The 24,895-nt window shown below is 38.2% G+C and carries 23 protein-coding genes; 10 read left to right on the plus strand and 13 right to left on the minus strand.

Features of this window, described 5'->3' with window-relative positions:
* Nucleotide 1: 1 nt before the first annotated feature.
* From DHU68_RS01315 to murF, 3 genes are all read right to left on the minus strand, one after another.
* Nucleotides 2-1,126 carry an isochorismate synthase gene (locus DHU68_RS01315; RefSeq protein WP_108821166.1) on the minus strand — a complete coding sequence of 375 codons (1,125 nt, stop codon included), beginning with the start codon at nt 1,124-1,126 and terminating at the stop codon, nt 2-4.
* A complete protein-coding gene (locus DHU68_RS01320; RefSeq protein WP_255412398.1) occupies nt 1,123-1,533 on the minus strand; it encodes a PaaI family thioesterase in 411 nt (136 codons plus the stop codon). Before DHU68_RS01320 ends, DHU68_RS01315 begins: the two co-directional genes overlap by 4 nt.
* 193 nt (nt 1,534-1,726) lie before the next feature.
* On the minus strand, nt 1,727-3,013 hold the full coding sequence (gene murF, locus DHU68_RS01325) for a UDP-N-acetylmuramoyl-tripeptide--D-alanyl-D-alanine ligase (protein WP_108821167.1): 1,287 nt from the start codon (nt 3,011-3,013) through the stop codon (nt 1,727-1,729).
* A gap of 268 nt (nt 3,014-3,281) precedes the next feature.
* Here murF and cysK point away from each other — a divergent pair, with 268 nt between their 5' ends.
* From cysK to DHU68_RS01340, 3 genes are all read left to right on the plus strand, one after another.
* Entirely contained in the window at nt 3,282-4,229 is a 948-nt protein-coding gene (cysK, locus tag DHU68_RS01330) for a cysteine synthase A (RefSeq protein ID WP_108821168.1), read from the plus strand.
* A 213-nt stretch (nt 4,230-4,442) separates the two neighbouring features.
* Nucleotides 4,443-5,378, plus strand: a complete 936-nt coding sequence (locus DHU68_RS01335; RefSeq protein ID WP_255412399.1) for a glycosyltransferase family 2 protein — start codon at nt 4,443-4,445, stop codon at nt 5,376-5,378.
* A gap of 4 nt (nt 5,379-5,382) precedes the next feature.
* Nucleotides 5,383-6,168 carry a polysaccharide deacetylase family protein gene (locus DHU68_RS01340; protein WP_108821170.1) on the plus strand — a complete coding sequence of 262 codons (786 nt, stop codon included), beginning with the start codon at nt 5,383-5,385 and terminating at the stop codon, nt 6,166-6,168.
* Here DHU68_RS01340 and DHU68_RS01345 read toward each other — a convergent pair whose 3' ends face one another.
* The 3 genes from DHU68_RS01345 to DHU68_RS01355 are packed head-to-tail and all read right to left on the minus strand — an operon-like array spanning nt 6,169 to nt 9,569.
* Complete coding sequence (locus tag DHU68_RS01345) at nt 6,169-6,402, minus strand: DUF4834 domain-containing protein (RefSeq protein ID WP_108821171.1); 234 nt, start codon at nt 6,400-6,402, stop codon at nt 6,169-6,171. It lies immediately after the preceding gene.
* Nucleotides 6,403-6,435: 33 nt separating this feature from the next.
* Nucleotides 6,436-7,245: a DUF4249 domain-containing protein gene (locus DHU68_RS01350; RefSeq protein WP_108821172.1), complete on the minus strand. Its 810-nt coding sequence runs from the start codon at nt 7,243-7,245 to the stop codon at nt 6,436-6,438.
* A 5-nt stretch (nt 7,246-7,250) separates the two neighbouring features.
* Nucleotides 7,251-9,569: a TonB-dependent receptor gene (locus DHU68_RS01355; protein WP_108821623.1), complete on the minus strand. Its 2,319-nt coding sequence runs from the start codon at nt 9,567-9,569 to the stop codon at nt 7,251-7,253.
* A 279-nt stretch (nt 9,570-9,848) separates the two neighbouring features.
* Here DHU68_RS01355 and uvrA point away from each other — a divergent pair, with 279 nt between their 5' ends.
* Nucleotides 9,849-12,635: an excinuclease ABC subunit UvrA gene (gene uvrA / locus DHU68_RS01360; RefSeq protein WP_108821173.1), complete on the plus strand. Its 2,787-nt coding sequence runs from the start codon at nt 9,849-9,851 to the stop codon at nt 12,633-12,635.
* A 39-nt stretch (nt 12,636-12,674) separates the two neighbouring features.
* Here the strand turns inward: uvrA and DHU68_RS01365 are convergent, their stop codons facing one another.
* The gene (locus DHU68_RS01365; protein WP_160111038.1) at nt 12,675-14,579 is read right to left on the minus strand and encodes a beta-L-arabinofuranosidase domain-containing protein; all 1,905 of its coding nucleotides are present in this window, start codon (nt 14,577-14,579) and stop codon (nt 12,675-12,677) included.
* Between the two features lie 378 nt (nt 14,580-14,957).
* Between DHU68_RS01365 and DHU68_RS01370 the strand changes: the two genes are divergently transcribed.
* The 5 genes from DHU68_RS01370 to DHU68_RS01390 are packed head-to-tail and all read left to right on the plus strand — an operon-like array spanning nt 14,958 to nt 19,458.
* On the plus strand, nt 14,958-15,629 hold the full coding sequence (locus DHU68_RS01370) for a DUF2625 domain-containing protein (RefSeq protein WP_108821175.1): 672 nt from the start codon (nt 14,958-14,960) through the stop codon (nt 15,627-15,629).
* A 20-nt stretch (nt 15,630-15,649) separates the two neighbouring features.
* The gene (locus DHU68_RS01375; RefSeq protein WP_108821176.1) at nt 15,650-17,044 is read left to right on the plus strand and encodes a nucleobase:cation symporter-2 family protein; all 1,395 of its coding nucleotides are present in this window, start codon (nt 15,650-15,652) and stop codon (nt 17,042-17,044) included.
* 11 nt (nt 17,045-17,055) lie between these two features.
* A complete protein-coding gene (gene xpt, locus DHU68_RS01380; RefSeq protein ID WP_108821177.1) occupies nt 17,056-17,625 on the plus strand; it encodes a xanthine phosphoribosyltransferase in 570 nt (189 codons plus the stop codon).
* A 21-nt stretch (nt 17,626-17,646) separates the two neighbouring features.
* Entirely contained in the window at nt 17,647-18,735 is a 1,089-nt protein-coding gene (locus DHU68_RS01385) for a hypothetical protein (protein WP_108821178.1), read from the plus strand.
* Nucleotides 18,736-18,753: 18 nt separating this feature from the next.
* On the plus strand, nt 18,754-19,458 hold the full coding sequence (locus DHU68_RS01390; RefSeq protein WP_108821179.1) for a 16S rRNA (uracil(1498)-N(3))-methyltransferase: 705 nt from the start codon (nt 18,754-18,756) through the stop codon (nt 19,456-19,458).
* 7 nt (nt 19,459-19,465) lie between these two features.
* Here DHU68_RS01390 and DHU68_RS01395 read toward each other — a convergent pair whose 3' ends face one another.
* From DHU68_RS01395 to DHU68_RS01420, 6 genes are all read right to left on the minus strand, one after another.
* Nucleotides 19,466-20,257 (minus strand): formate/nitrite transporter family protein, encoded by a 792-nt coding sequence (locus tag DHU68_RS01395; RefSeq protein ID WP_108821180.1) that lies wholly within the window; start codon nt 20,255-20,257, stop codon nt 19,466-19,468.
* A 61-nt stretch (nt 20,258-20,318) separates the two neighbouring features.
* Nucleotides 20,319-21,164 (minus strand): dihydropteroate synthase, encoded by an 846-nt coding sequence (gene folP, locus DHU68_RS01400; protein WP_108821181.1) that lies wholly within the window; start codon nt 21,162-21,164, stop codon nt 20,319-20,321.
* Between the two features lie 2 nt (nt 21,165-21,166).
* Complete coding sequence (locus DHU68_RS01405; RefSeq protein WP_108821182.1) at nt 21,167-22,342, minus strand: Xaa-Pro peptidase family protein; 1,176 nt, start codon at nt 22,340-22,342, stop codon at nt 21,167-21,169.
* A 16-nt stretch (nt 22,343-22,358) separates the two neighbouring features.
* On the minus strand, nt 22,359-22,934 hold the full coding sequence (gene nadD / locus DHU68_RS01410) for a nicotinate (nicotinamide) nucleotide adenylyltransferase (RefSeq protein ID WP_108821183.1): 576 nt from the start codon (nt 22,932-22,934) through the stop codon (nt 22,359-22,361).
* Nucleotides 22,931-23,494: a guanylate kinase gene (gene gmk / locus DHU68_RS01415; protein ID WP_108821184.1), complete on the minus strand. Its 564-nt coding sequence runs from the start codon at nt 23,492-23,494 to the stop codon at nt 22,931-22,933. Before gmk ends, nadD begins: the two co-directional genes overlap by 4 nt.
* A 16-nt stretch (nt 23,495-23,510) precedes the next feature.
* Entirely contained in the window at nt 23,511-24,383 is an 873-nt protein-coding gene (locus tag DHU68_RS01420) for a YicC/YloC family endoribonuclease (RefSeq protein WP_108821185.1), read from the minus strand.
* Between the two features lie 150 nt (nt 24,384-24,533).
* Here DHU68_RS01420 and DHU68_RS01425 point away from each other — a divergent pair, with 150 nt between their 5' ends.
* Complete coding sequence (locus DHU68_RS01425) at nt 24,534-24,893, plus strand: arsenate reductase family protein (RefSeq protein ID WP_108821186.1); 360 nt, start codon at nt 24,534-24,536, stop codon at nt 24,891-24,893.
* Nucleotides 24,894-24,895 lie beyond the last annotated feature (2 nt).

A 24,895-nucleotide genomic window follows, 5' to 3' on the forward strand; every position in this document is an offset into this window, starting at 1 on the left:
TTTATTGTAAAACTTTTAATAAAGTCTGCATTTTATATTTCGTTTCTTCCCATTCCAGATCGGAAGAGGATGTTGGCATAATACCTCCTCCCGCATATAAGGTTATAGTTGATCTTCCTATTTCGGCACAACGAAGATTAACGAAAAGTTCTGTTTCCCCTTCGGGGTTAAGATTCCCGATAATTCCCGAATAATATCTTCTATTATAAGATTCATTCTCATTAATAAAATCAAAAGCTGCTTGCTTAGGGAACCCGCAAATAGCTGGTGTAGGGAACAAATCGTCTAAAAGATTTCCTATCTTGCCTGAATCATTTAAAGTAAAATAAAAATCTGTTTTCAAATGAATTACGGTTCCTGCCGAACCCGAATATGGACCTTTCTCTTCCACTTCGGACACATGTGTAGCAAGCGTACTCCGTATATACCTTGAAACAACCTCTTGTTCCTCTATGTTTTTTCTATCCCATCCACTCGTTAAGTCAGTATATGACCCAAGCGGTTTTGTTCCAGCTAATGATACTGTTTTCCATTTCTTATCTTTACCAGAAAGGATAATCTCCGGGGTGCTTCCCATCCATAATCCTGTCTGAGGGGTATAACACAGATAACACATCATATGAGGATATAATTCTGTCGCTTTAAAGAAAGAATTTAAGATAGAAAAATTATTAGGATGCTTAATTTTATGTGCACGTGAAAGAACTATTTTTTTTAGTTCGCCTTTTTTAAGAGGGGCTATAAACCGACTAAATATTGTCGTATAGATACGATTCTCTTCCGCTTCATCCCTTTCTTCCTCAGCAGGCAAGGGAATATGTCCATAAGGATATGTTTCGACTGAAGAGATTCTATCTAGTGCCTCACGAATATTGTCCAGTCCAGAGACTTCCACTTCGGGACGAATAAGGATTATTGGATATTCTTTCTCTACCTTAAAAGGACTAACAAGAAAACCTTTTTTATTGTTCAGATCCGAGAGACTTGAATATTCTTCCGGTTGACCTTCTAATTGAGCAATAAAACGGAACTCTTCCTGAGAAGGCAAACGGTAAAAAGAGAAACTCTTTTTTTCTTTTATAAGATGTATTAATTGGCTCTCTAGTTTATCTTCAATCGAATTCATTTCTTGCTATAAACAAAGTTAACGATACGTACACTACTTACCAATTTATCATCTTGCGACATGATATCAACATTCCAGATATGGGAAGATTTTCCTTTATGAATAAGAGTCCCAACTCCGGTCACAACCTGACCGACAGGAACACTGGATATATGATTTGCACTAACCTGTACACCTACAGCAAATGATCCTTCATCACATATCTGAGAAGAGCCATGCCCCGCAATACATTCTGCAAGAGCAAGAGATGCTCCTCCATTTAACAATCCGAAAGGTTGACAAGTCCTGTAATCTACCGGCATTGTAGCTCTTACTACCCCATCATCACCAGATTCCATAAAAGAAATACCGAGGTGCCCTATCATTGAGTTTTTATACAAATCGAGATTTGTTTTGCCCTTATCCATAATTTCCTTTTACATACCCATACAGAGATGTATTATACTTGATTTTATGTTTTTATCAGAATATGCAAAGTTAATAAACATTACTGTCAGTAAGTAAAACTTACAATAAATAATGTCTATCGATCTAGTTAAGGAGTAAATGACCTCGACAGCCTTTCTTTATGTCAAGAATCCAGAGTAAAGTAAAAAACTACTATAGGAAATCGATGCATTTCTCCAGCTGCATTCCGCGTGAACCTTTAAGCAAAATATAGCTATCCTCTATAGGATTCTCTGTCAAATATTCTTTTAATTCTTCTAAATTTTTGAATCGAGGAAAGTTCGTTTCAGTTCTACTAAAATTATCCCCTACAAGAAGAACCTTCTCGAAGTCGTGATGAGCAACATAATCTGCGATTTTTTGGTGCTCCATATCAGTATCTGGTCCCAGCTCTTTCATATCTCCCAGAATCAAAGCCTTTTTACTGACATCCATATGATCGAAGTTCTCCAAAGCAGCATGCATGCTTGTCGGATTGGCATTATATGCATCGATTATAAGCATATTCTTCTCTGTTTCTTTGAGCTGAGACCTGTTATTGCTTGGCTCATATTCCCCAAGCGCCTTATTTATCAATGATGATTTTACCCCAAGATAAGAACCTATAGCAATTGCTGCCAATGCATTTGGCAAATTATACTCCCCAATCAGTTTGGTCTTTACCTGATTGCGTTTATTTCCGAATTTCCACTCAAACTCCAGATATGGACGAATAGCCAACACTTTACCCGACACAAAAAGATCTTCTTCAAAACCATAAGGGATTGATGCTATTCCTTCAGAAACCTCTTTCAGAAGAGAGTTATCATTATCTATAAATATTTTACCATCTTTAGAATTGCGAATAAAATTATACAGTTCTCCTTTAGTCTTAACCACATTCTCGAAAGATCCAAATCCTTCTATATGTGCATGACCGAGATTTGTAATAAGTCCATAACTAGGTTTTGCTATTTCGCAAAGGCACTTTATTTCTCCCACATGATTTGCACCCATTTCTACAACAGCAATTTCATGCTCTTTTTTTATTCGTAAGATAGTAAGAGGGACTCCTATATGATTATTTAGGTTTCCTTGAGTAGAAACAACATTATATTCTTGGGACAGAACAGCTGTTATCAACTCCTTTGTTGTTGTCTTTCCATTTGTGCCGGTTATGCCTATTACCGGAGTCTTAATATGTTCTCGATGATATGTTGCCAGCTTATGTAATGTTTCCAACACATTATCTACCAAAATCATATTGGGCTGTGTTGCATATTTTTCTTCATCTACCACAGCATAACTACATCCCGAAGAAATAGCCTGAGCTGCATATTCATTACCATTAAAATTAGCTCCTTTCAGCGCAAAAAAGATAGCACCGTTCGCGCTATTTCGAGTATCAGTAGAAACCTCAGGGTGCTGCTTGTAGATTTCGTACAATTTCGCTATGTCCATAGTAGTGATAATATTTTTTGTCTTATAAACGTCTTAGTGCAATTATTTGTTTAGCCTTTAACATCACTTATAAAATCTTTTTTTGGCTTCACGAAATTAGCGCTAATAATTCACATCAGGAGGCATCCTTAACGTTTTTTACTTAAAACTTTTCATCGCCAGACATACCATAAATATGGTATAAAAATACCTCACTTTAGCGATTTCACAGAAAATAAATACCACATACCTTTGTATCAATAAAAAACAACAAATAAAAAACACATTTATGGGAAAGATAGCAAAGAAATTAACAGACTTAATAGGAAATACTCCCTTATTAGAGCTTTCTAACTTTAACAACACACAGAACGTAAACGCGCATATAATAGGAAAACTAGAATACTTCAACCCTGCATCCAGCGTGAAAGATCGTATTGCAAATGCAATGATAGAGGAGGCAGAAGCTTCCGGAGTATTAAAACCTGATAGCGAAATAGTAGAACCTACAAGTGGAAATACAGGTATAGGTCTAGCATTAGTATCGGCAGCAAAAGGTTATAAACTAACATTGACTATGCCCGAAACGATGAGTATAGAACGACGCAACCTTCTTAAGGCTCTTGGAGCAAATATCGTTTTAACCCCTGGTCCGGAAGGCATGAAAGGAGCTATTGCAAAAGCAGAAGAACTTCAAAAAGAAAATCCTAAAGCTGTAGTTTTACAACAGTTCTTAAATCCGGCAAATCCGGCTATCCACAAAAAGACGACAGCTGAAGAAATCTGGAGAGATACAGATGGGAATGTAGATATTTTCGTAGCGGGTGTAGGAACTGGAGGTACTGTCAGCGGAGTAGGCGAGGTTTTGAAAAAATACAATCCGGACGTAAAAATTGTAGCTGTTGAGCCAGCAGATTCGCCCGTATTGTCAGGAGGAAAACCTGGTCCACACAAAATACAAGGAATAGGAGCAGGCTTCATACCTCAAACTTACAATGCATCAGTGGTAGATGAAGTAATACAAGTGAGTAATGATGACGCAATTCGTACAAGCAGAGAGCTAGCTCGCACAGAAGGTCTATTAGTAGGCATTTCTTCCGGAGCTGCAACTTACGCCGCGATACAATTGGCAAAACGCCCTGAAAATAAAGGTAAAAACATAGTAGTAATACTTCCTGACACAGGAGAACGTTACCTATCTACTGTGCTATATGCCTTTGAGGAGTATCCTCTGTAGGAGAAGCTCTACAACAACGTACAAAAGCAAGACAAAATAGGTGTTAATGATTGTTTGGTTATATATTGATGGTTAGTATTAGATTCTTTAGAAGAATTGGTAAAGGAGGCAATTTAAATTGTCTCCTTTTTCTTTTCTAATCTAAATAAAAAGAGAAAATTATGGATTTCTCTAATATGAAGCTTATCTTTGTCAATGTTAAAAAACTACATTTTGAAAACGACTTTAGATAAAAAGGTTTCGGTTATTATATGCTGCTACAATGAAGAGCAGAACATTCCTACAGTAGTAGATGCTATTCACGAGAATCTAAAAAAAACCGGATATCAATATGAGATTATTGCAGTAAACGATGGTAGCACAGATAACTCTCAAGTGCTGCTAGAAAATATGGCAACCAAAGATCCTCATCTATTTTATATTGAGTTTTCCCGAAATTTCGGACATCAAAATGCGCTGAAAGCAGGACTTGACAATGCTTCGGGTGATTGCATCATTTCGATGGATGCTGACATGCAGCACCCACCAAGAATGTTACCCGATTTTATAAAGAAATGGGAAGAAGGTTATGATATTGTATATACAAAACGGCAAGAAGACCCATCTATCTCTAAAGCAAAACGAACCTCGTCTAATTTATTCTACAACGTTATCAACTTCTTGTCAGATATTCATTTAGACAAAGGAGCTGCAGACTTCAGGCTTATGGACAGACGTGCCGCCAACGTGCTAGTCAATATAAAAGGAGGAGATTTATTTATCAGAGGGATAATTTCGTGGATCGGCTTTAAGCAATATGCCATTGATTATATGCCCGACAAACGCCTATCGGGAAAAACGAAATATACATTCAAGAAAATGCTACATCTGGCAGCTCAGGGAATCCTATCCTTCAGCACAAAACCACTGCAAATAGCATTATACCTTGGATTTATCATAGCATTATTATCTCTGTTGTTTATCCCTTATGCAATCATCAGTCTCATTAGCGGACATGTGATGGCAGGGTGGGTATCGCTAATCCTTACAGTTGCTTTTCTGGGAGGACTACAACTGTTCATATTAGGAATCATTGGGTTATACATAGGTAGAATCTTTACTCAGACAAAAGGTTTTCCCCCTTACATTATACGAAGTACAAATCTTTAAAAAGATGGCACATAAAATATTATTAAGCTTTGATATTGAAGAATTCGAAATGCCAAGAGAGTATGGAGATCCCATCCCTTTCGAACAACAAATGGAGGTATCGATAGCTGGAACTACCCGCATATTGGATTTACTATCAAAACATCAGATAAAAGCAACATTCTATACAACGGCTAATTTTGCACAGCATGCACAAGCTATCGTAAAGCGAATTGTAGACGAAGGGCACGAGTTGGCTTCGCACGGATATGTTCATGACCATTTCGAGCCTCCTCATCTTAAGATGTCCAAAGAGATACTGGAAGACATTTCACAAACAACCATACACGGCTATAGAATGGCTCGCATGATGCCTGTTCCGGAGGAAGAAGTATATAAGGCCGGCTATGTATACAATTCGTCTATTAACCCTACATACTTACCGGGTCGGTACAACAAGCTAAATGAGCCCAGGACATATTTCAAAAGAGAAAACGTATGGCAGCTACCTGCATCGGTGACTCCTCTCTTTAGATTTCCTCTGTTCTGGATATCATTCCATAATCTACCCCTAAAAGTATATTGTATGCTGGCTAACAGAACATTGAAAAAAGACGGGTACCTGAACACATACTTCCACCCTTGGGAGTTTATGGATATTGGTCCTAAAGAGAAATATAATTTCCCTTTTTACGTCACAAAGAATACTGACACCAAAATGGTAGAAAGGTTCGATAAATTTATAGAGTGGGGGAAAAAAAAGGGTTATGAATTCACCCGTTCGTGGGACTTTATCAAGAATTTAGAATAATTATTTATCCTTTATTTCCTCATAGTCAACATATTCTCCCTCGTTTTTAGAAAATTTCTTTGGGGTCGTATTTGTTGACTGAGCATATTGAGATTTATTATTGGCTTTACGCTGTTTCGCTTTTGGTTTTTGAGAACCTCCTCCGAAAAAGCGAATCACCCTTCCAAAAAGGACAACAATAATAAAAAAACCAAAAAACCCGAATAAAGCTAAGAGTAATAGAAATTTAATCATCGATATATCATCATTAAAGTCTTAGCAAAGATACTAAATATTTTCTTGATATATATTATCCGTACTCACTATCATGCTTATCCAGCTAGAACTATAAGCCTTGAAGCACCCTAAGACATCGCCCGAAAAATTGGTTGTAGGGTTAGCATCTCCTCCCGAGAAGGAAGTCCACGAACGTAAAAATTCATACATCCCGTAATCTATTGACTGCATTTCAATATCTATTTGATCGCCAGTCTCCAGATTTTTATCGTCATTATCTTCTTTATTAAAGAACAAGATGCGATGAACCCTTTTACCATCTCTATTCTCATCATTGTGCAGATAAACAGTTCTTAATGGCTTCTCATTTATAGACAACTTAGTATAGTAATAGTTTTTCTCCCCTTTTGGATCATTAAAAATAACAGACGGAGAGTACCACGATTTATCTCCGGCTTTTACTTCATAGATCCATGTTTCGTCAAGGGAAACAGGATGAGGTATTGTTGCTTCCGCTTCATACGTTTCACTATCAACTATCACTTTCAGAAAATATGTCACCCCTACTACACCCGGCTCTTTCGATTGATAGTAACCAGAGCCGACTTCTTCTAAGACTTCGCTATTCATACCCTCATCGTAAAGAATGACTGTCGCTCCCGAAACACGATCATAAGAATCATTATCATAAAAAGATTGCGTCAGTGAAAGGGTAACTACACAAGGAGTATGATCAGAAATAGAAGCATCAATAACTAAGCGAGGCTCAGCTGATTTCAGGTCAAGTGTCACTTCCTTCTCACAAGATGCAAAAAGAAAGATTGCTGAAAAAAGAAGAAGTAATTTATATAAAGATTTCATCTTGATCAAAATTTAAAATTCCACGAAATTGAAGGAATTGCACTAAACAGATATATCATATAAGATTCTGTTTTATTCGGATTATCTACATTCTGCTTCAAGCTATACATATAAGGGTTCTTTCTCGCATAAGCATTGTACAAACTAAAGACCAGCTCGGAAGAATATTTCTTTGTTTTCTTTAGCAAGCATGTAGCACCGAGATCTAAACGATGATATGCAGGAGCCCTATACTGATTTCTTCCTTCATAGTAATATATTGTATGACCATCCACTTCATATTTTCCGGAAGGGAATGTCATCGGATTTCCGGAAGAGAAAACCCAAGTAGCCGAAAGAGTCCATTTCTTATTAAGGTCATACATCCCTACAATAGAGACATCATGTGTCCGGTCTTGATTAGCTGCATACCATTTACCTTCATTTATTTTATCAATCTTTCGCTCGCTTTTCGATAGAGTATAACCAATCCAACCATTGAAGCGACCATACTTCTTTTTCAGGAAAAGTTCCAATCCATATGCCCTCCCTTTTCCAAACAAAAGTTCTGTTTCAATAACATCTTTAGTACCTACATCTGCCCCGTCCTTAAAATCAATTTGATTCTTCAGGTCTTTATAATAAACCTCGGCGCTGAACTCGAACATATTGTCCGAAAAGTTACGAAAATAACCTAACGCGACTTGATTCGCTATTTCAGGTTTTATAAAGTCTGTACTAGCAACCCATCTATCAGTCGGACTTGCCAGATTTGAAGTAGAGATAAGATGTAGATTCTGAACTGTCCGTGTATAAGCAGCTTTGATGGAGGATACATCATTTAACTGATAAGCAACTGATAAGCGAGGCTCTAGATTCAAATAAGTTTTCAGGAATTCACCCTTCTTTGTGGAGATTGTATCTAATAACTCATGTGTTTCTTCATCAAATTTATAATAGTCACTTCCTCCCAACACACTCAGGCTAGATGCTCGCAAGCCATAGCTAAGCTCTAAATCATCTGTAACTTTAGTCGTATTTGTAGCAAACAGAGCATTTTCCCACGAATGGCGATGATTGAAAGGCGTCACATCTAAAACAGCCGGGTTCTTGCTTTCCAATTCACCGGGGACAACATTATGATATATTGAGGCAAAACCCGTCTTCAGCAAGTTCTTATCATTCAACACGAAATTAAATTCCTGATTTAAATTGAAGTCTCGTATATGCGAAGCAATATTCAACCCCGTAGTCATATCAACACTTACATTGTATGCATAATCAGTATATGAAAGAGTTGTTGTAGAAGCTTTGTTTGCATCAAAAATATGATTCCATTTCAAACTTGCAATAGCATTACCCCAATCCATTTCAGCTACACCATTGAGGCCTAATTTGTCTTTCCCGTAATAAGCCGTCAACGTAAGCTTATCCTTGTTGGATAAGAAATAACTCAACTTGGCATTCAAGTCGTAGAAATACAATTTCGAGTCTTTAATCTGGCTTACTCCTGCCAATCTGGCAAGCGCATCTGCATAAGTACGGCGACCCGAGACAATGAACGAAGATCGCTCTTTCTGCAAAGGACCTTCTACAGTCAGTCTTGAAGAGATAAGCCCTATTCCTCCCGACACATGATAATCTTTCATATCTCCATCTCGCATCTGAACATCTAATGTAGAAGATAGCCTTCCTCCATATTGAGCAGGCATAGATCCTTTATAGATCGTCATATCGTCAACTGCATCTGAATTGAAAGTAGAGAAAAAACCAAACAGGTGCGAAGGGTTATACACCGTTGCCTGATCTAATAAGATCAAATTCTGATCGCTACTACCACCCCTTACATAGAAACCTGTATTCCCCTCTCCGGCTGTTTGTACTCCGGGAAGTAGCTGAATCGTTTTCAGAATATCTTTTTCACCAAGTAATACAGGAATTTTATTTATCACTTGTATCTCCAGTTTTTCTACACCAGATTCTACTTGCTTTACATTCTGATCCGAACGCACTGCTGTTACTTCTACTTCTTGGAGAGAGACATCATCTGCAGATAATCCTATATCCAAGATTCTGTTTCCTTCTATCTTGACTTTCTCTTCATGAGTATAAAAACTCAACAACTTAAAAACAATAGTATAAGAGCCCTGAGACAGAGACAGCTCATATTCTCCCGTCTCTTTACTGAATGTCCCGATGTGAGGTAATTCTTTTACACCGACAGACACACCTATCAAAGGTTCTTTATTCTCGTCATTGTAAACTTTTCCCTGTATAGTGTAGCTGTTTTGAGAAATTATACTGATACTAAAAAGAAAAAAGAATATCGTAGTAAGAAATTTCATATTTAAAATTTTACTTAATTGAAAGTCATACATTCCTTTCAACGGAGTGATCCCTTATTTATTTGCTTAAGGATAAGCAAAGATAAAACATATTCGCTTAGAAATAGTTTTTATCGATCAATTGATTACAAAAAGAGTTATCGCCACAGAAAGGCTCTACCAATACAATAAACGGCATGCACAGCTTTCAGGTTCATTCATCTTTTTATAGAAGTATAAAATAGACGATTAAGATATCTCCTCATTTTTTCGTATTTTTGTATCTATTTTTTGGAAAATATGTCAGAAGAGAAAAATATATTCATCAAGGGTGCTAGGGTCAACAACTTAAAGAACATAGATGTTGAAATACCTCGCAATAAGTTTGTTGTTATCACCGGCTTATCCGGATCGGGAAAATCTTCACTTGCATTTGATACATTGTATGCCGAAGGACAGCGTCGTTATGTAGAAAGTCTTTCTGCTTATGCACGCCAGTTCTTGGGAAGGATGAACAAACCCGAAACCGATTATATCAAAGGAATACCTCCGGCTATTGCAATCGAGCAACGTGTCAGCTCACGAAACCCCAGATCGACAGTCGGCACCTCTACGGAAGTATATGAATATCTCAGACTTCTGTTCGCACGAATAGGAAAAACCATATCACCCGTATCTGGTCAGGAGGTAAAGAAACATCAAGTCAGCGATATTGTTGACAAGATGCTTACTTACCCGAAAGATACACGCTTGGTCATTCTTACAAAGATAATCCTCCGCGACAATCGAACTCTGGCAGAACAATTAGATATTTTACTCAAAGAAGGCTTCTCTCGCGTAGAAATTGCCGGAAAGTTTGAACGTATTGATGATATATTAGCCTCAGGAGCAGAACACAAACCTGGTGATCTTCTCTTGGTTATAGACCGTTTGACGTGTGATAACGATGCTGCAAATATCAGCCGTTTCTCAGAATCTATCGAAACCGCCTTTTTTGAAGGAGAGGGCGAATGTATTATCCGATTCTATGCAGGGAAAGAAATTGAGTCATTCGATTTCTCCCGCCATTTCGAAGCTGACGGAATAGAGTTTGAAGAACCAAACGACCTTATGTTCAGTTTCAATAGTCCGGTTGGCGCTTGTCCCATATGCGAAGGGTTCGGAAAGGTAATGGGCATCGACGAAGATTTAGTCGTCCCGAACAAAGGATTGTCTGTATATGAAGATGCTGTTGTTTGTTGGCGAGGGGAGAAAATGAGCGAATGGAAAAAAGAATTCATTCTTGCTTCGCAGGAATATGACTTCCCGATACATCGCCCCTATTTCGAGTTGTCTCAAAAAGAAAGAGATCTGTTATGGCATGGAGCAAAAGGTCTTCATGGTATCGACGATTTCTTCAAGATGGTAGAAGAAAACCAATACAAAATACAGTATCGTGTCATGCTGGCTCGCTATAGAGGAAGAACGACTTGTCCTTCATGTAAAGGGGCAAGATTGAAACCGCAGGCACTCTATGTACATGTAGGCGACAAAACGATTGCAGACTTGGTCTTAATGCCTATTTCTGAATTAAAAAATTTCTTCGACAATCTGAATCTGAACGAAACAGAAGCAGCCATAGCTAAACGATTGTTGACAGATATAAACATAAGAATACAATACCTTATAAATGTTGGGTTGGGTTACCTGACTCTTAACCGTTTGTCAAATTCACTTTCGGGAGGAGAAAGCCAGCGGATAAATCTGGCTACTTCTTTAGGCAGTAGCTTGGTAGGCTCTCTTTATATACTAGACGAACCTAGTATCGGACTTCACTCTCGAGATACTGACCTTCTTATCAAAGTATTGCGAGAATTAAAAGATATAGGTAATACTGTTGTTGTTGTAGAACATGATGAGGAAATAATCCGTGCAGCAGATTACATCATCGATATGGGACCTAAGGCCGGACGTCTGGGAGGAGAAGTTATTTATCAAGGAGATGTTACCGGACTGAAAAAACACACTGATAGTTACACAGTACGCTACCTGAATGGTGAAGAAAAGATAGAAGTACCTGCTGTCCGTCGCAAATGGAATAACTATATAGAGATCAAAGGAGCAAGACAAAACAATCTGAAAAATATAGATGTCAAGTTTCCTCTAAATGTAATGACTGTTGTAACGGGAGTTAGCGGCTCAGGGAAATCATCTTTGATTTGCGATGTTCTTTATACAGCACTTGAACGTCATTATAAAGAAAAAGGAGAACAAATCGTACAATATAGCGGACTAGAAGGAGATCTAAACCTCATCAAAGAAATTGAGATGGTTGACCAAAACCCTATCGGTCGTTCATCACGTTCCAATCCTGTAACCTATATAAAAGCATACGATGAGATACGGAAGCTATTTGCTGAACAACCTTTAGCTAAACAGATGCACTTTACTCCCGCCTTCTTTTCTTTCAATGTAGAAGGTGGTCGTTGCGAAGAGTGTGCCGGAGAAGGTAAAATCCTTGTCGAAATGCAATTTATGGCCGATGTTTTGCTCGAGTGCGAAGTCTGCAAAGGCAAGCGATTCAAACAAGATATACTTGATGTGCAATACAGAGGGGCTAGCATCTACGATGTGTTGGAAATGACTATCGATCAGGCTATCGAATTCTTTGGAGAAGGAAAAGGAAACGCGGAGAAAAAAATAGTAAAAAGGCTAAAACCTCTACAAGATGTAGGCTTAGGTTATGTTAAACTAGGGCAATCTTCATCTTCTCTTTCGGGAGGAGAGAACCAGCGTGTAAAATTGGCTTTCCACTTGGCTGATGAGAAACCTGAACCAACCTTATTCATTTTCGACGAGCCAACTACCGGATTGCATTTCCACGATATCAAAACTCTTTTGAAAGCTTTTGATGCTTTAATAAAGAGAGGACATACAATTATCATCATCGAGCATAATATGGATGTAATAAAATGTGCCGACCATATTATAGATATAGGTCCTGAGGGAGGAAAAGAAGGAGGAAGTATTGTCTGTGAAGGAACTCCCGAAACAATTGCTAAATGCGAAAAATCATATACCGGACAGTTTCTTAAAGAGAAATTATAAAAAAGAGAGGCTCAAAAGAGTCTCTCTTCTTGTATAACATTATTTCTCTACCATCTTTTGAGGCAGCCAAGTGCAAATATTAGTTCCACTCCATCCATCTGCAGAGGCATAATCAATCATACGAATCTCTCCATCGGTAGTTGGCACTATAAACTCCATTCGTACTGTAGCTAAGGAAGGTTTTGTTTTCACAACTTTCACGACTCCTGCTCTATCCGCTTTGATAGTTACTGGTTTATTATAGTACACATCCATCTTTTCATCACGGGTCAACACAATAGGTCCCCATTTGACAGACTGAAAGTCATGTCCCTTAGGGTTGCTTCCATGTGGAGCATCCATTACGCGACAAAGCATTTCGAAGGAGATTTCGATACGATCTCCAGATTCCCAATCACGTTTAAGCGATGCATATTCTCCTGATCTTACTTGCAATTTCTTTCCATTGACTTTCACTATTGTATTCTCGCTCCACTCAGGAATTCGAAGTTTTATTTCAAAATTTTCTTTTTCCTGCGGTCTTACATCAATGATAACATTACCCGATTGAGGATAATCTGTTTTAATATTTAAAGAAAGAGACTTCCCTGTTGGGGTTGTCATTCCCACTTGTCCTGCATTGTATAGATTAACTACTAGTCCCAAATCTGACTTCATTACTGCGATATAAGGAATATAGGCTAATCCCATAGGGCCATTCAAATTGCAACAAGTGACACTCAGATCATCAAAATTTGTACCCCATCCCTGTATATTTACTTTCGGACCATTCAACAAATTCACGTAGCTGAATCCGTCTCCTTCAGGCTTCATTGCTCCCAATAATCCATTATAGATATATTTTTCTATTTCATCCATCGGCGCCGACTCTCCTGTAAGCCTCAAAATATGACTACAATATTTCATCCAGGTTACCCCTACACATGTTTCCATCATGCGTGAAATATCAGGATTGGTTTGTTCCAATGCTGTATTGTCCCAGCCTTCACCCGCAACTGCCGGATGATAAGGTTGATCGCCTCCACCATTTCCAATAATGGTAATTTCATGTTTTCTTATATTATTAAAAAGATTCAAAGCCGATTGTTTCGCCTTTGGGTCTCCGGTAGCACGATAATATTCAACAAGCCCCTCAAATAGCGACATCATTTCATATGCCTTAGGGTAATGTCCTGCCATCTGGTGAGGAAGGACATTGTTATATGCCTGTTCAAAGACATTAAAATGCTTAGTCCCTCCCGATGCTACAATATATGAGGCAAAATCTAGGTATCGTTGTTCACCTGTCCATTTGTATAAACGCATAAAAGGTTCTAGCAATGTACTCGACTCTATATGACAAGCTTCATGTCCTATATTCGTCGCACTCCAACCCAGATCTACAATTTCTTTTTTAGGCGCAGCACCAATCTGATCAATAATACAATCAGCTTGTTTCTTCAGAGATTCTAAGACTATCGGATCCGAATTTACCCATTCGTAATATTCTTCTAAACCAAGCATGACATACTTTCGTTCCCACAGATCGCCTCTCTCTCCATCAGGCTGTTCTTTTGCAGGCGTACAACTTATACTTCCATTGGCTTGCTGTGTAGAAAGTATATCCTTCACCGTAGCATCCATAATTGCTTTCAATTCCGGATCTTGTGTATAACGGTAAAACATACACCCTGAACGTACAGCTTTTCCCCACATTTCGCCCAAAGCAAACTGTTCCCGTCCGTTCCTGAAGAAATTCGCGAATTTAGCATAAGGGAGCACCCCTTTATTCCAGTGTTTAATTGAGTTTTGAATATCATTTTCCAAATAACCTGATAGTCTAATCGAATTCGGAGGCAAAGGAGTCAGTTGATCCCTAACCTGAGCAAATGATATAGATGTAATTAATGACAAAAGAAAAATAATCTGTATTCTACTAGAGAAAGAAAAAGTTGCTGTTTTCATAATATATTTCATTTAAGGAGTTTTACATATAATAAGTTTATGCAAACCAAAACTTTAAGAATATGTATAAATAGCCATATTTAGGTATATGTCTATATTACAGTTTTTTAATAAAAACGATAGATGGAATGGGCATTTCTAATACTATAAGACCATAGATAACTTTTATTTATATCAAAAAATGATATAACAACATCAGAACTAATGATCTACGATATTCTCTATATATAGTAAAGATATCATTTTTTATCAAACTATATTAATTTACCCGTAAATAATATTTTAGAAACTCAATAGTAGAAATTTTCTATCATACATTTTGGCCATTCTTTCTATAATTATAATTACTTTTGCACGAAATATTAGAACAGTATCGTAATGCGTACGCTTCAGGAACTAATTAACAAGGAAGAACCCGGATGGCCAATCGTAAAAGAATGGATTAATTTAGCCAAGAACAAAATCGAGGTTTTACCTACTGACGCGCAAAAAGCTGAGAAAGCTCTTGTCAATACGCAAGTCTCAACACGATCTCTCATGGGAGCTGTCATCTACGAAACAGGCGGATTGCTTATTGACAATGGTTGGATTCGCATATTAGGTGCCGGCGGAGAAAGAATGACCCGAAGCCTTCCGGACTGGAACTTTGGAAAAACACTTACCAGACAAGGAGAAACTCCCTCTTATCTACTAATTGCAGATGATGCCATCGGTGGCTTTTATGCTCTCAATGGAGGATTTCTTGGTGAGGATACCGGAAACATCTATTATTTTGCTCCCGAAAGTTTGAAATGGATGCCTATGAATATGGGCTATAGCCAATTCCTTCTTTTCTGCTTCGAAACAAATATGGACGATTTCTATGGAGGACTACGATGGGACAACTGGCAAGAAGATGTGAGAGAATTACATCCAGATTATGGCTATAGTTTCTTCCCTTTCCTATGGACTAAAGAAGGTAAGGATATCAATAAAGTATCAAAAAGAATTGTTCCTATTGGAGAACTCTACGACTCCACTATGGAAATGAAAATAAATCAGGGTAAATAATCTTTTAATTTTTTAAATGTATGCAGCTAACAGAAAAGGAAGCAGATGAAATAATCCAACCAATCCAAAAAACCGATCTTATTTATCAGATAGAAGATAGACCTCCTTTTCGAGAATCTATGTTTGCTGCCCTACAGCATCTATTGGCAATCTTTGTTGCTATCATCACACCTCCATTGATTATAGCTAAGGCACTTAATTTCACACCGGAGACCACAACGTTCCTTGTTTCCATGTCGCTTTTAGCATCTGGTATCTCCACGTTTATCCAATGTAGACGTTTTGGTCCGGTTGGTTGTGGACTATTATGTATCCAAGGAACTAGTTTTTCGTTCATCGGAGCTCTAACAGCTAGTTTTGTAGGCAGAGAAAACATGACCGAAGCGGCTATTCTGGCTGCTATCTTCGGTGTATGTATTGCTGCTGCTCCTGTTGAAGTGATCGTAAGCCGTTTATTAAAATATACGAAGAAAATTATTACTCCTCTTGTATCAGGTATTGTGGTTACAATGATCGGACTTTCGTTGATTAAAGTAGCAATTATCTCTTGTGGTGGTGGTTTTGGAGCTATGGCAATCGATCCGGAAGTAGATGCTGCCAGAAGTTTCGGCAGTATGCAAAATCTTGGATTAGCTGCTTTGGTTCTTGTATCAATAATTGTTCTTAACAGCATCAGAAATAAATATATCCGCATGAGCTCTATCATCATCGGGCTTGTAATCGGGTATGTTGCAGCATTTTTTATGGGATGGATAGATTTCTCAAATATGGGAGAAGTTGGAACATTCACGATCCCTCAGCCATTCAAATATGGACTAGACTTCGACCTTTCAGCATTCCTTGCTGTTGCTCTTATCTATTTCATCACTTCTATTGAGGCGTATGGTGATATTACAGCCAACTCCATGATTGGAGGAGAACCTATTTCAGGTCCTAAATTTATGAAACGTGCACAAGGAGGAATTATGGCGGATGGGATCAACTCTGCTATTGCCGGAATATTCAACTCTTTCCCGAACTCAATATTCGCTCAGAATAATGGTATTATCCAATTGACAGGTGTTGCAAGCCGCTATGTTGGTTATTATATTGCAGCATTCCTTGTAATACTTAGTGCTTTCCCTTTTGTGGGAGGCGTATTCTCTATCATGCCTGAGCCTGTTCTTGGTGGTGCTACTTTATTGATGTTTGGTACAGTTGCTGCTTCGGGTGTACGCATTATTGCTTCTCAAAATATTGACAGAAAAGCTGTACTTGTATTAGCAGTAAGTTTTGCTTGTGGATTAGGAGTAGAACTTGTTCCTAATATTTTGACTCAAATGCCTGATACTATTAATAGAATTTTCTCTTCGGGGATCGCAACCGGTGGTGTTGTAGCTATAATTGCTAATGTGGTTATCCGAATTAAAGAATAAATAAGATTGTTATGAAATTACTTAAAGACCGAATCTTAAAAGATGGAAGAAGCTTCGAAGGAGGAATCCTCAAGGTAGATAGCTTTATTAATCATCAGATGGACCCTATCTTGATGAAATCGATAGGCGTAGAATTTGTTCGTCGCTTTGGGAATTTACCTATCAACAAAATTGTGACAATAGAAGCTAGTGGGATAGCTCCAGCCATTATGTTAGGTTATTTACTCGAACTGCCAGTTGTATTTATCAAAAAAGCTGTGCCAAAAACAATGGCTAATATGTTATTTACTACTGTCTATTCTTTCACCAAAGATAAAGAATATACAGTGTCCGTAAGCGGCGATTTCCTTACACCTAATGATAAGGTTGTCTTCATCGACGACTTCTTGGCTAATGGGAATGCTGCTGTAGGAGTAAACCAATTAATCAAACAGTCGGGCGCTGAGCTTTACGGCATGGGCTTCATCATCGAGAAAAGCTTTCAGGACGGAGGTCGCAGGTTAAGAGATCTCGGTATAAGAGTAGAGTCTTTAGCCAGAATAAAAGAACTAGGCGACAACAAAATAATATTCGAAGAATAACAAACCTTACACCTGATCAATATGCAAGACTTACATAGTGCTACAGACAACTTTGTTGCTGTTATATCTGACCCTGTGTCTTCTAACGAAGAAGTAAACGCAGCCTTACAACCTTGCTTTGCTTTGTTGGCAAATAGTAGCGAAGCGGACATTAACGCCTTTATGAAAAGACTAATGTCTTTGTATAATCTTCCGGATATAGAACGTGGTACTATTGCCTTGACAGTTTGTGGTTATTTAGTAGAAAATGGATTCCCGAGTAAAGCTGCATTTGATAAATTCATTGATATATATGAGGAAAGACTAGATAAAGCAGCTCCTTTCTTTCAGGCTTTGACTTATCATATAAACAAGATTAAGGTTGAGGGAGAAGACCGTGATCAGGAAATAAATCGCATCTACTCTGAGCTGATCAACGATCAGGAATTGGTTGATAGCGAAATGTACACTGCTATCATATCCCTTGATAAGTTTTATACTTGCGGTATTTCTCTGTTTTCTATCAACAGAGAGAATTTTGAAACAGCGAAAAGCAGACTAGCAGAAAAAGTTACTCAGGTTAGTTTTTTCAGTCAAGGCTGCTATTGGATAAGCAAGCTCTTTACTGTCCTTTTCGATGAGCCTGTCACTATTATCGACATCGATCAAATGATCGGTTTTGAAGGTAGGATTAATGGAGTGGTAGATAATTACCAACTTCAGCACCTATTGATGGGTATTCCAATTCTCAACGGAGGGGAATCTGCTATCAGTGCAGAGAATCTTGCTATAGCAAACGGAACCGGCCCTCAGACTTCGGATAACAGTATAGAAAGCAAATGGAATTTGTATTCAATTCATCTTTGTACCCAGCCGGATTGGAAGTCATTGATCAATAACAAAGAAAACCCTGCTCAATCGATAGCATTTAAAGATAGCTGGATATGGTCAGAAGGAGCTCCTGAAGATATTCCTGCTTATCGCAATCGTCGCATCATTTTACTCGGATCGCCTGCTTATTCACGTAGCAGTCGGGCACAGCGGACATTCAAAAATTTGAAGGCAAGTATTGAGATAGACAAGGTGCTGACAGAGGAAGAGATAGGACAATGGTTAAATCCAAGCTTTTGATAAGAAATATTTACACAAATGGAAAAGACTATTTTTTTCGCTCCCGATATTTTAAGTAACCCCGAACTCCCTTTCGAGGAAGGACAGCACTGCGTTAAGGTATTAAGAAAAAAAGAAGGTGACGAAATTCTCATTACCGATGGGAAGGGTTTTTTCTATGATGCAACCATCGTACAAGCGCATCCAAAGCATTGTATCGTAAATATTACAAATACTGTAGAGCCACCGAAAGGCTGGAATTTTAAGCTGCAAATAGCTTTTGCCCCGACTAAGAATATAGATCGGATTGAATGGTTTGCAGAAAAAACGACAGAGATCGGAATTGATCGCCTCTCTCCTATCCTTTGCCAACATTCGGAAAGAAAGGAGATAAAAAGTCAGCGCATCGAAAAAATATTAGTTTCGGCAATGAAACAATCTCAAAAAGCATTGCTTCCTATACTAGACGAGATGCAATCTTTCTCTGAGTTTATCAAGAAAGACTTTGACGGACAAAAATACATAGCACATTGCTACCCTCAAGAGAAATCTTTACTTAAAGATATTTACAAAAAAGAGGAAAATGCTCTTATTCTAATAGGACCGGAAGGTGATTTTTCGGAGAAAGAAGTAGAAGAGGCTCTTAAGCATGGATTTAAAGCTATTTCTTTAGGGGAAAGCCGCCTAAGAACAGAGACGGCTGCACTTGTGGCATGCCATACGGTGCATGTACTCAACCAATAAACGGCTTTTAAGCTTTAGTCTCTCTCAGATAGACGTACCAATAGGCGCAACCAACAAAAACTGCTCCTCCTATAATATTCCCTATTGTAGCCGGAATCAGGTTATTAACGATAAATTCACTCCAAAGGATATCCGCGCCTGAATAGATCGCCGCAGGAATAAAGAACATATTAGCAATAGAGTGTTCATATCCTAATGTAACAAATAGCATTACAGGAACCCATATTCCAATACATTTACTGATCACATCTTTGCCTGCATATCCCATCCATGTACCAAGACATACCAACCAGTTGGCTCCGATACCTTTGATAAGCACCTTGTAAAAATCTTGATTCACTTTCAGTTCGCTATAATTGTGAAGGTATGATAACCAAGGCTCACTTGTAATCAAACCAGTCTGATAAGCCATTACATAAGCAATAAACTGAGTGCCTATAAAATTGAAGAAATAAGAAATTACTAATATTTTGATAACAGTCCACAAGTTGATCTTCTTCTGCAACCAAGGAAGAACCATGCCTGTGCAATCGCTTGTAAACAAATCTGCTCCGGCTACCGATACCATAATCAGACCGACGGGGAACAATGCTCCTGCTACAAACTTAATCAGTCCGGGATTACCCTCTCCCATTGTGGGAATTCCTCCTGCGACAATAACGGAAAGCAGACCTCCAAGGGCAATAAATGTTCCTCCAAGAAAAGCAAGGATAATAAATTTTGAGAATGGAGTTTGACTCTTTTCTATTCCTGACTGGCAAAATACATGGGCTATTTCCCTTGGATGATTATAGTTCATACTTGCTAAATTTGGCTGCAAATATAACCAATTTATAGTACATACGACAAGCTTGTATTTATCAGAACTTATAGTCTTCCAGTTTCTTTACAATTTTAACTGCTTCAACAGCTTCTCTTACATCATGCACACGAAGAATATTTGCCCCATTCTCAATAGCAAAAGTATTAAGGACAGTTGTTCCGTTCAAACTTTCGGCAGGAGTAGTTCCAAGTAGATTGGCAATCATCCTCTTGCGGGAAACACCTACGAGTAGAGGCATATCGAAGATTGAAAATCCTCTTAAAGAAGCCATCAGTTCGTAGTTCTGATCTAAAGTTTTACTAAAACCAAAACCCGGATCGAGAATAATATCATTCACTCCTAAAAGACGTAATTCTGCTATTTTCTGCGAGAAATAATAAAATATATCTTGAATAAGATTGTCATAATCAGTAAGGTCTTTCATAGTCTGAGGAGTGCCCCGCATATGCATTAGGATATAAGGAACGTTCAGTTCGGCTACCGTTTTAAACATATCCTTATCCAACTCTCCTCCCGAAATATCATTGATAATAGCCACGCCATGTTCTTCTACACAAAAACGGACTACCCTGCTGTAAAACGTATCGATAGATAAAATAGCATCGGGGAATTCTCTGTTGATAATGGGTAGGGCAAATTTCAGTCGTTCTATCTCTTCATCAGCAGTAAGAAGTGTGGATGTAGGACGAGTCGATTGTGCGCCTATATCAATTATCGTTCCTCCTTGATTTAAGATTTCACGTACGCGTGTAATTATATCTTCTTCAGTTTCCTTTCTGCTCCCCGAATAGAAAGAATCGGGAGTAACATTCAATATCCCCATCACAAGGGGATAGGATAAATCCAGAAGTTGACCTTTTATGTTGATTGTTTTACGAGTCATGACTATAGCTCTATAATATTCTCTTCCAGAATAGTCAATTTCTCAATTCCTTCTTGAGTTATTACATAAGTATTTTCGATACCTACAGCACCTACCTCAGGAATTACAAACTTCGGTTCGAGGGCAAAGACTACATTCGGTTCTAATATCTCTTTCGAGCGGGGAGTAAGCACCGGAGGCTCGTTTATCTCCAATCCAAGACCATGCCCGACAAATTTAGCCTGCTGTTTTGTTCCCATAAAGTAGGCTTCCAACTTATGGGCTTTTACTATTTCCATCGAAAGGTTATATAAATCAGCACAGCCAACGCCGGGTTTAGCCATGTCCATCACCCGATTATGAATTTCGATAGATACCTGATGTGCGTCGTATGCAATATCCAGCGTTTTACCCACCGAGAATACACGTGTCATATCGGTCATCCATGGAGAGTAATTACCTGCCATATCGACCATAATTGTTTGCCCGTTCAATATCTTCTGTCCCGAAGCACCTAAAGGCAAGATAGGGTTCACCCCTGCTCCGCCAAGAGCAAAGTCGAATGGAGATGGAGTTTCTGCGTTCTCTCCTGCAAGCAGACTTCCCATATAGATATCCATATTCTCTCCATAGCTACGGAAAATTCCCAGAGAACCATGCAAACGCATCACTCTTTCTATCTCCACTTGCAATTCTATATCTGTCATCCCATGACGATACACAGATGGGATAAGCTTATAAACAGCTTCATGCTTACGGGCACAAGCTTTTACTTGCTCTAGTTCGAAGTCAGTTTTTACGCTTCTTATCTTACGAAGAAGAATAGAAGCGTTAGCAGCTTCTGACAAACCGAATGTTTTCAGCAGGCGGTTACACTCGCTAAAAGGAATTACATTTGTCTCCAACAACAGACTTTCGGGTTTACTGACAGCCATCTTTGCCAATTCTTCGACAATCTGTTCCGGTTTGCGAATATATATTGTATTATCAAAAGATACTCCTTCAGGACGTTTGACGAAATGGATAGGCTTACCTTCTGACGGTAAGTAAAAATAACCATTGTAAACCATTCCTGTCATATAGAAAACGTTAACCGATGTAGAAAGCACACATGCTTCTACATTCATAGCTTTCATTGCCGCTTGTAATCGCTGACGACGTATTTCTAAGTCCTTTGTAAGTTCTTCCTGATAATTCATCTTATTTCCCTTTATTTTATATGTACAGTTTTTTCTCTTTTATATATTCAAATATTCCCTCTGGCAAGAAAGCTCTCATATCCTTTCCCTCTGCAATGCCCTCCCTGATAAAAGTAGAAGAGACTTCCACAATGGGAGAGTCCAAAGCCTCCACCATCTGTTTCATTTTTTTAGGAATAGTAATACGTTCACCCAGACGAGGATATACTTTTATTTTGTAATTCTCCAGTATTTTATCATACGATCTCCAACTGTCAAAATCAGTCCAGTTATCCGCTCCAATAATAAGGGAGAATTCATGTTCCGGAAATTTTTCTTCCAGAGCTGCCAATGTATTTATAGTATATGAAGGCTTAGGCAAAGAAAACTCAAAATCGCTGGCTTTGAGCTTTGAATACTTCTTCAGTGCAAGCTCCACCATATGTAGACGATTTTGTTCATCCAACAATTCATCCGCTGATTTTAAGGGATTGTGCGGACTAACAAGAAACCAAACCTCATCTATCTCAGTATACTCAACAATATAATTGGCAAGCATCAGATGTCCCACATGAATGGGATTGAAAGAGCCGGAAAATATCCCTATATTCATTTTGATAAAAAATCTGTTACGGCTTTCAAAGCCTTCGCTTTTGCCTCTTCAAGATTGTCATTGAGAATCACCACATCGAACTGAGGAGCATAGGCTATTTCTTGTTCTGCTTTCGCAACTCTGGCATCGATAAGCTCCGGAGATTCAGTTCCTCTTTCTTCCAGTCTGCGACGAAGTTCAGCTACCGAAGGCGGCTCAACGAATATAGATAGAGCTTTATCACCATAGTAACGTTTAATATTGCAACCTCCTACAACATCGACATCGAATATTACATTCCCTCCATTATCCATGATTCGTTCTACTTCTGCTTTCAGCGTGCCATAGAATTTATCAGCATAGACCTCTTCATATTCCAGAAATTCATCGTTTGCTATTTTTTTACGAAACTCTTCGGGAGTATGAAAGTAATACTCCACCCCATGTTGCTCTGTTCCTCGAGGCGGACGACTAGTTGCCGATATAGAGAACTGCAAATTCAGATTTTGAGACAATAAATAATTGACTATCGTAGATTTACCAGCTCCTGATGGTGCTGAAAAAATTATTAATTTACCCATTTTTCTCTCTATTCTCCTACATCACGTTCAACACCTGCTCTTTAATTTGCTCCAATTCATCCTTCATTTTCACAACAACTTGTTGCATTTCGGCATGATTAGATTTGGAACCCATTGTATTCACTTCCCGTCCTATCTCCTGAGAAATGAAGCCTAGCTTCTTCCCTTGTCCAGACCCGGAGTTCATTGTTTCTAAGAAATATTTCAGGTGATTTGTCAAACGAGATTTTTCTTCGTTTATATCCAATTTCTCGATATAATAAATCATCTCTTGTTCAAAGCGATTCTTATCATAATCAAAAGCCTCTATTTTTTGTAAGGCCTCGGTTATTCTTATTTTTATCTTATCAACTCGTTCAGCTTCGAATGGCTCTATTTCCTTCAAAAGATCAGCGATATTCTGTATTTTACTTTCAAATAGGTTCTTTAGCATAAGTCCTTCTTGCTTACGGAACTCCTGCAACTGAGTTATTGCTTCTTCAATAATACCCATCACAGCCTTCCATTCTTCTTCGTCAACTTCTTGCGATTCGTATTTCAGCACATCCGGTAAACGTAACAATGTCTGGAACCAATCTGTAGGAGTATCTATTCCTAAGTTTTCGGCAGAATTCTTTATTTGATTGTAATAAGCTTCCAACTGACTCTGATTGATCTGAGTAGCAGTCTCATTTCCTATATTTTCTATGTAGATAAGGAAATCCACTTTTCCTCGTTCCAATCTCTTGAAAAGCAGGTTACGGATCTCCATTTCATGTTCTTTATAAAGGTTGGGCATACGCACCGATAGGTCGAGTTGTTTACTATTCAAACTCTTTATTTCAACAGTAATTTTTCTTTTTGCCAACTCTGCTGATGCTTTTCCGAAGCCCGTCATTGATTGTATCATGCTGATATTCTATTTTATTTCTTGCAAAAATACATAATTATTATGCGTTTTAATTAAAAACCCAAAACTTTCGACGATTGCCCTGCGTTAATCATAAGTAAAAGCTTTATTTTTGTATAGAATCAGACACATAAACTAAATAAGATAACTATGAGTACAACTCTATTCTTACAATATCCCAAATGCGGTACATGCCAAAAAGCGGCAAAGTGGTTAAAAGAAAACAACGTGAACGTCAATAGTAGAGATATTACAAAAGAAAATCCTACAAAAGAAGAACTAACTGGCTGGATCAAAAAAAGCGGCTTGCCTATCGCCAAATTCTTCAATACATCAGGGAAAATATACAAAGAAAATAATCTGAAAAAAAAAGTAAAATCAGCCTCTGAGGATGAGCTTTTAGATATACTGGCTTCGAACGGAATGGTAGTAAAACGTCCATTGATTATTACAGACAATTTCGTCCTTATCGGATTCAAGGAAGAAGAATGGGCTGAGAAACTAAAATAGCT

Source organism: Dysgonomonas sp. Marseille-P4361 (assembly GCF_900343125.1).
Lineage (GTDB): Bacteria > Bacteroidota > Bacteroidia > Bacteroidales > Dysgonomonadaceae > Dysgonomonas.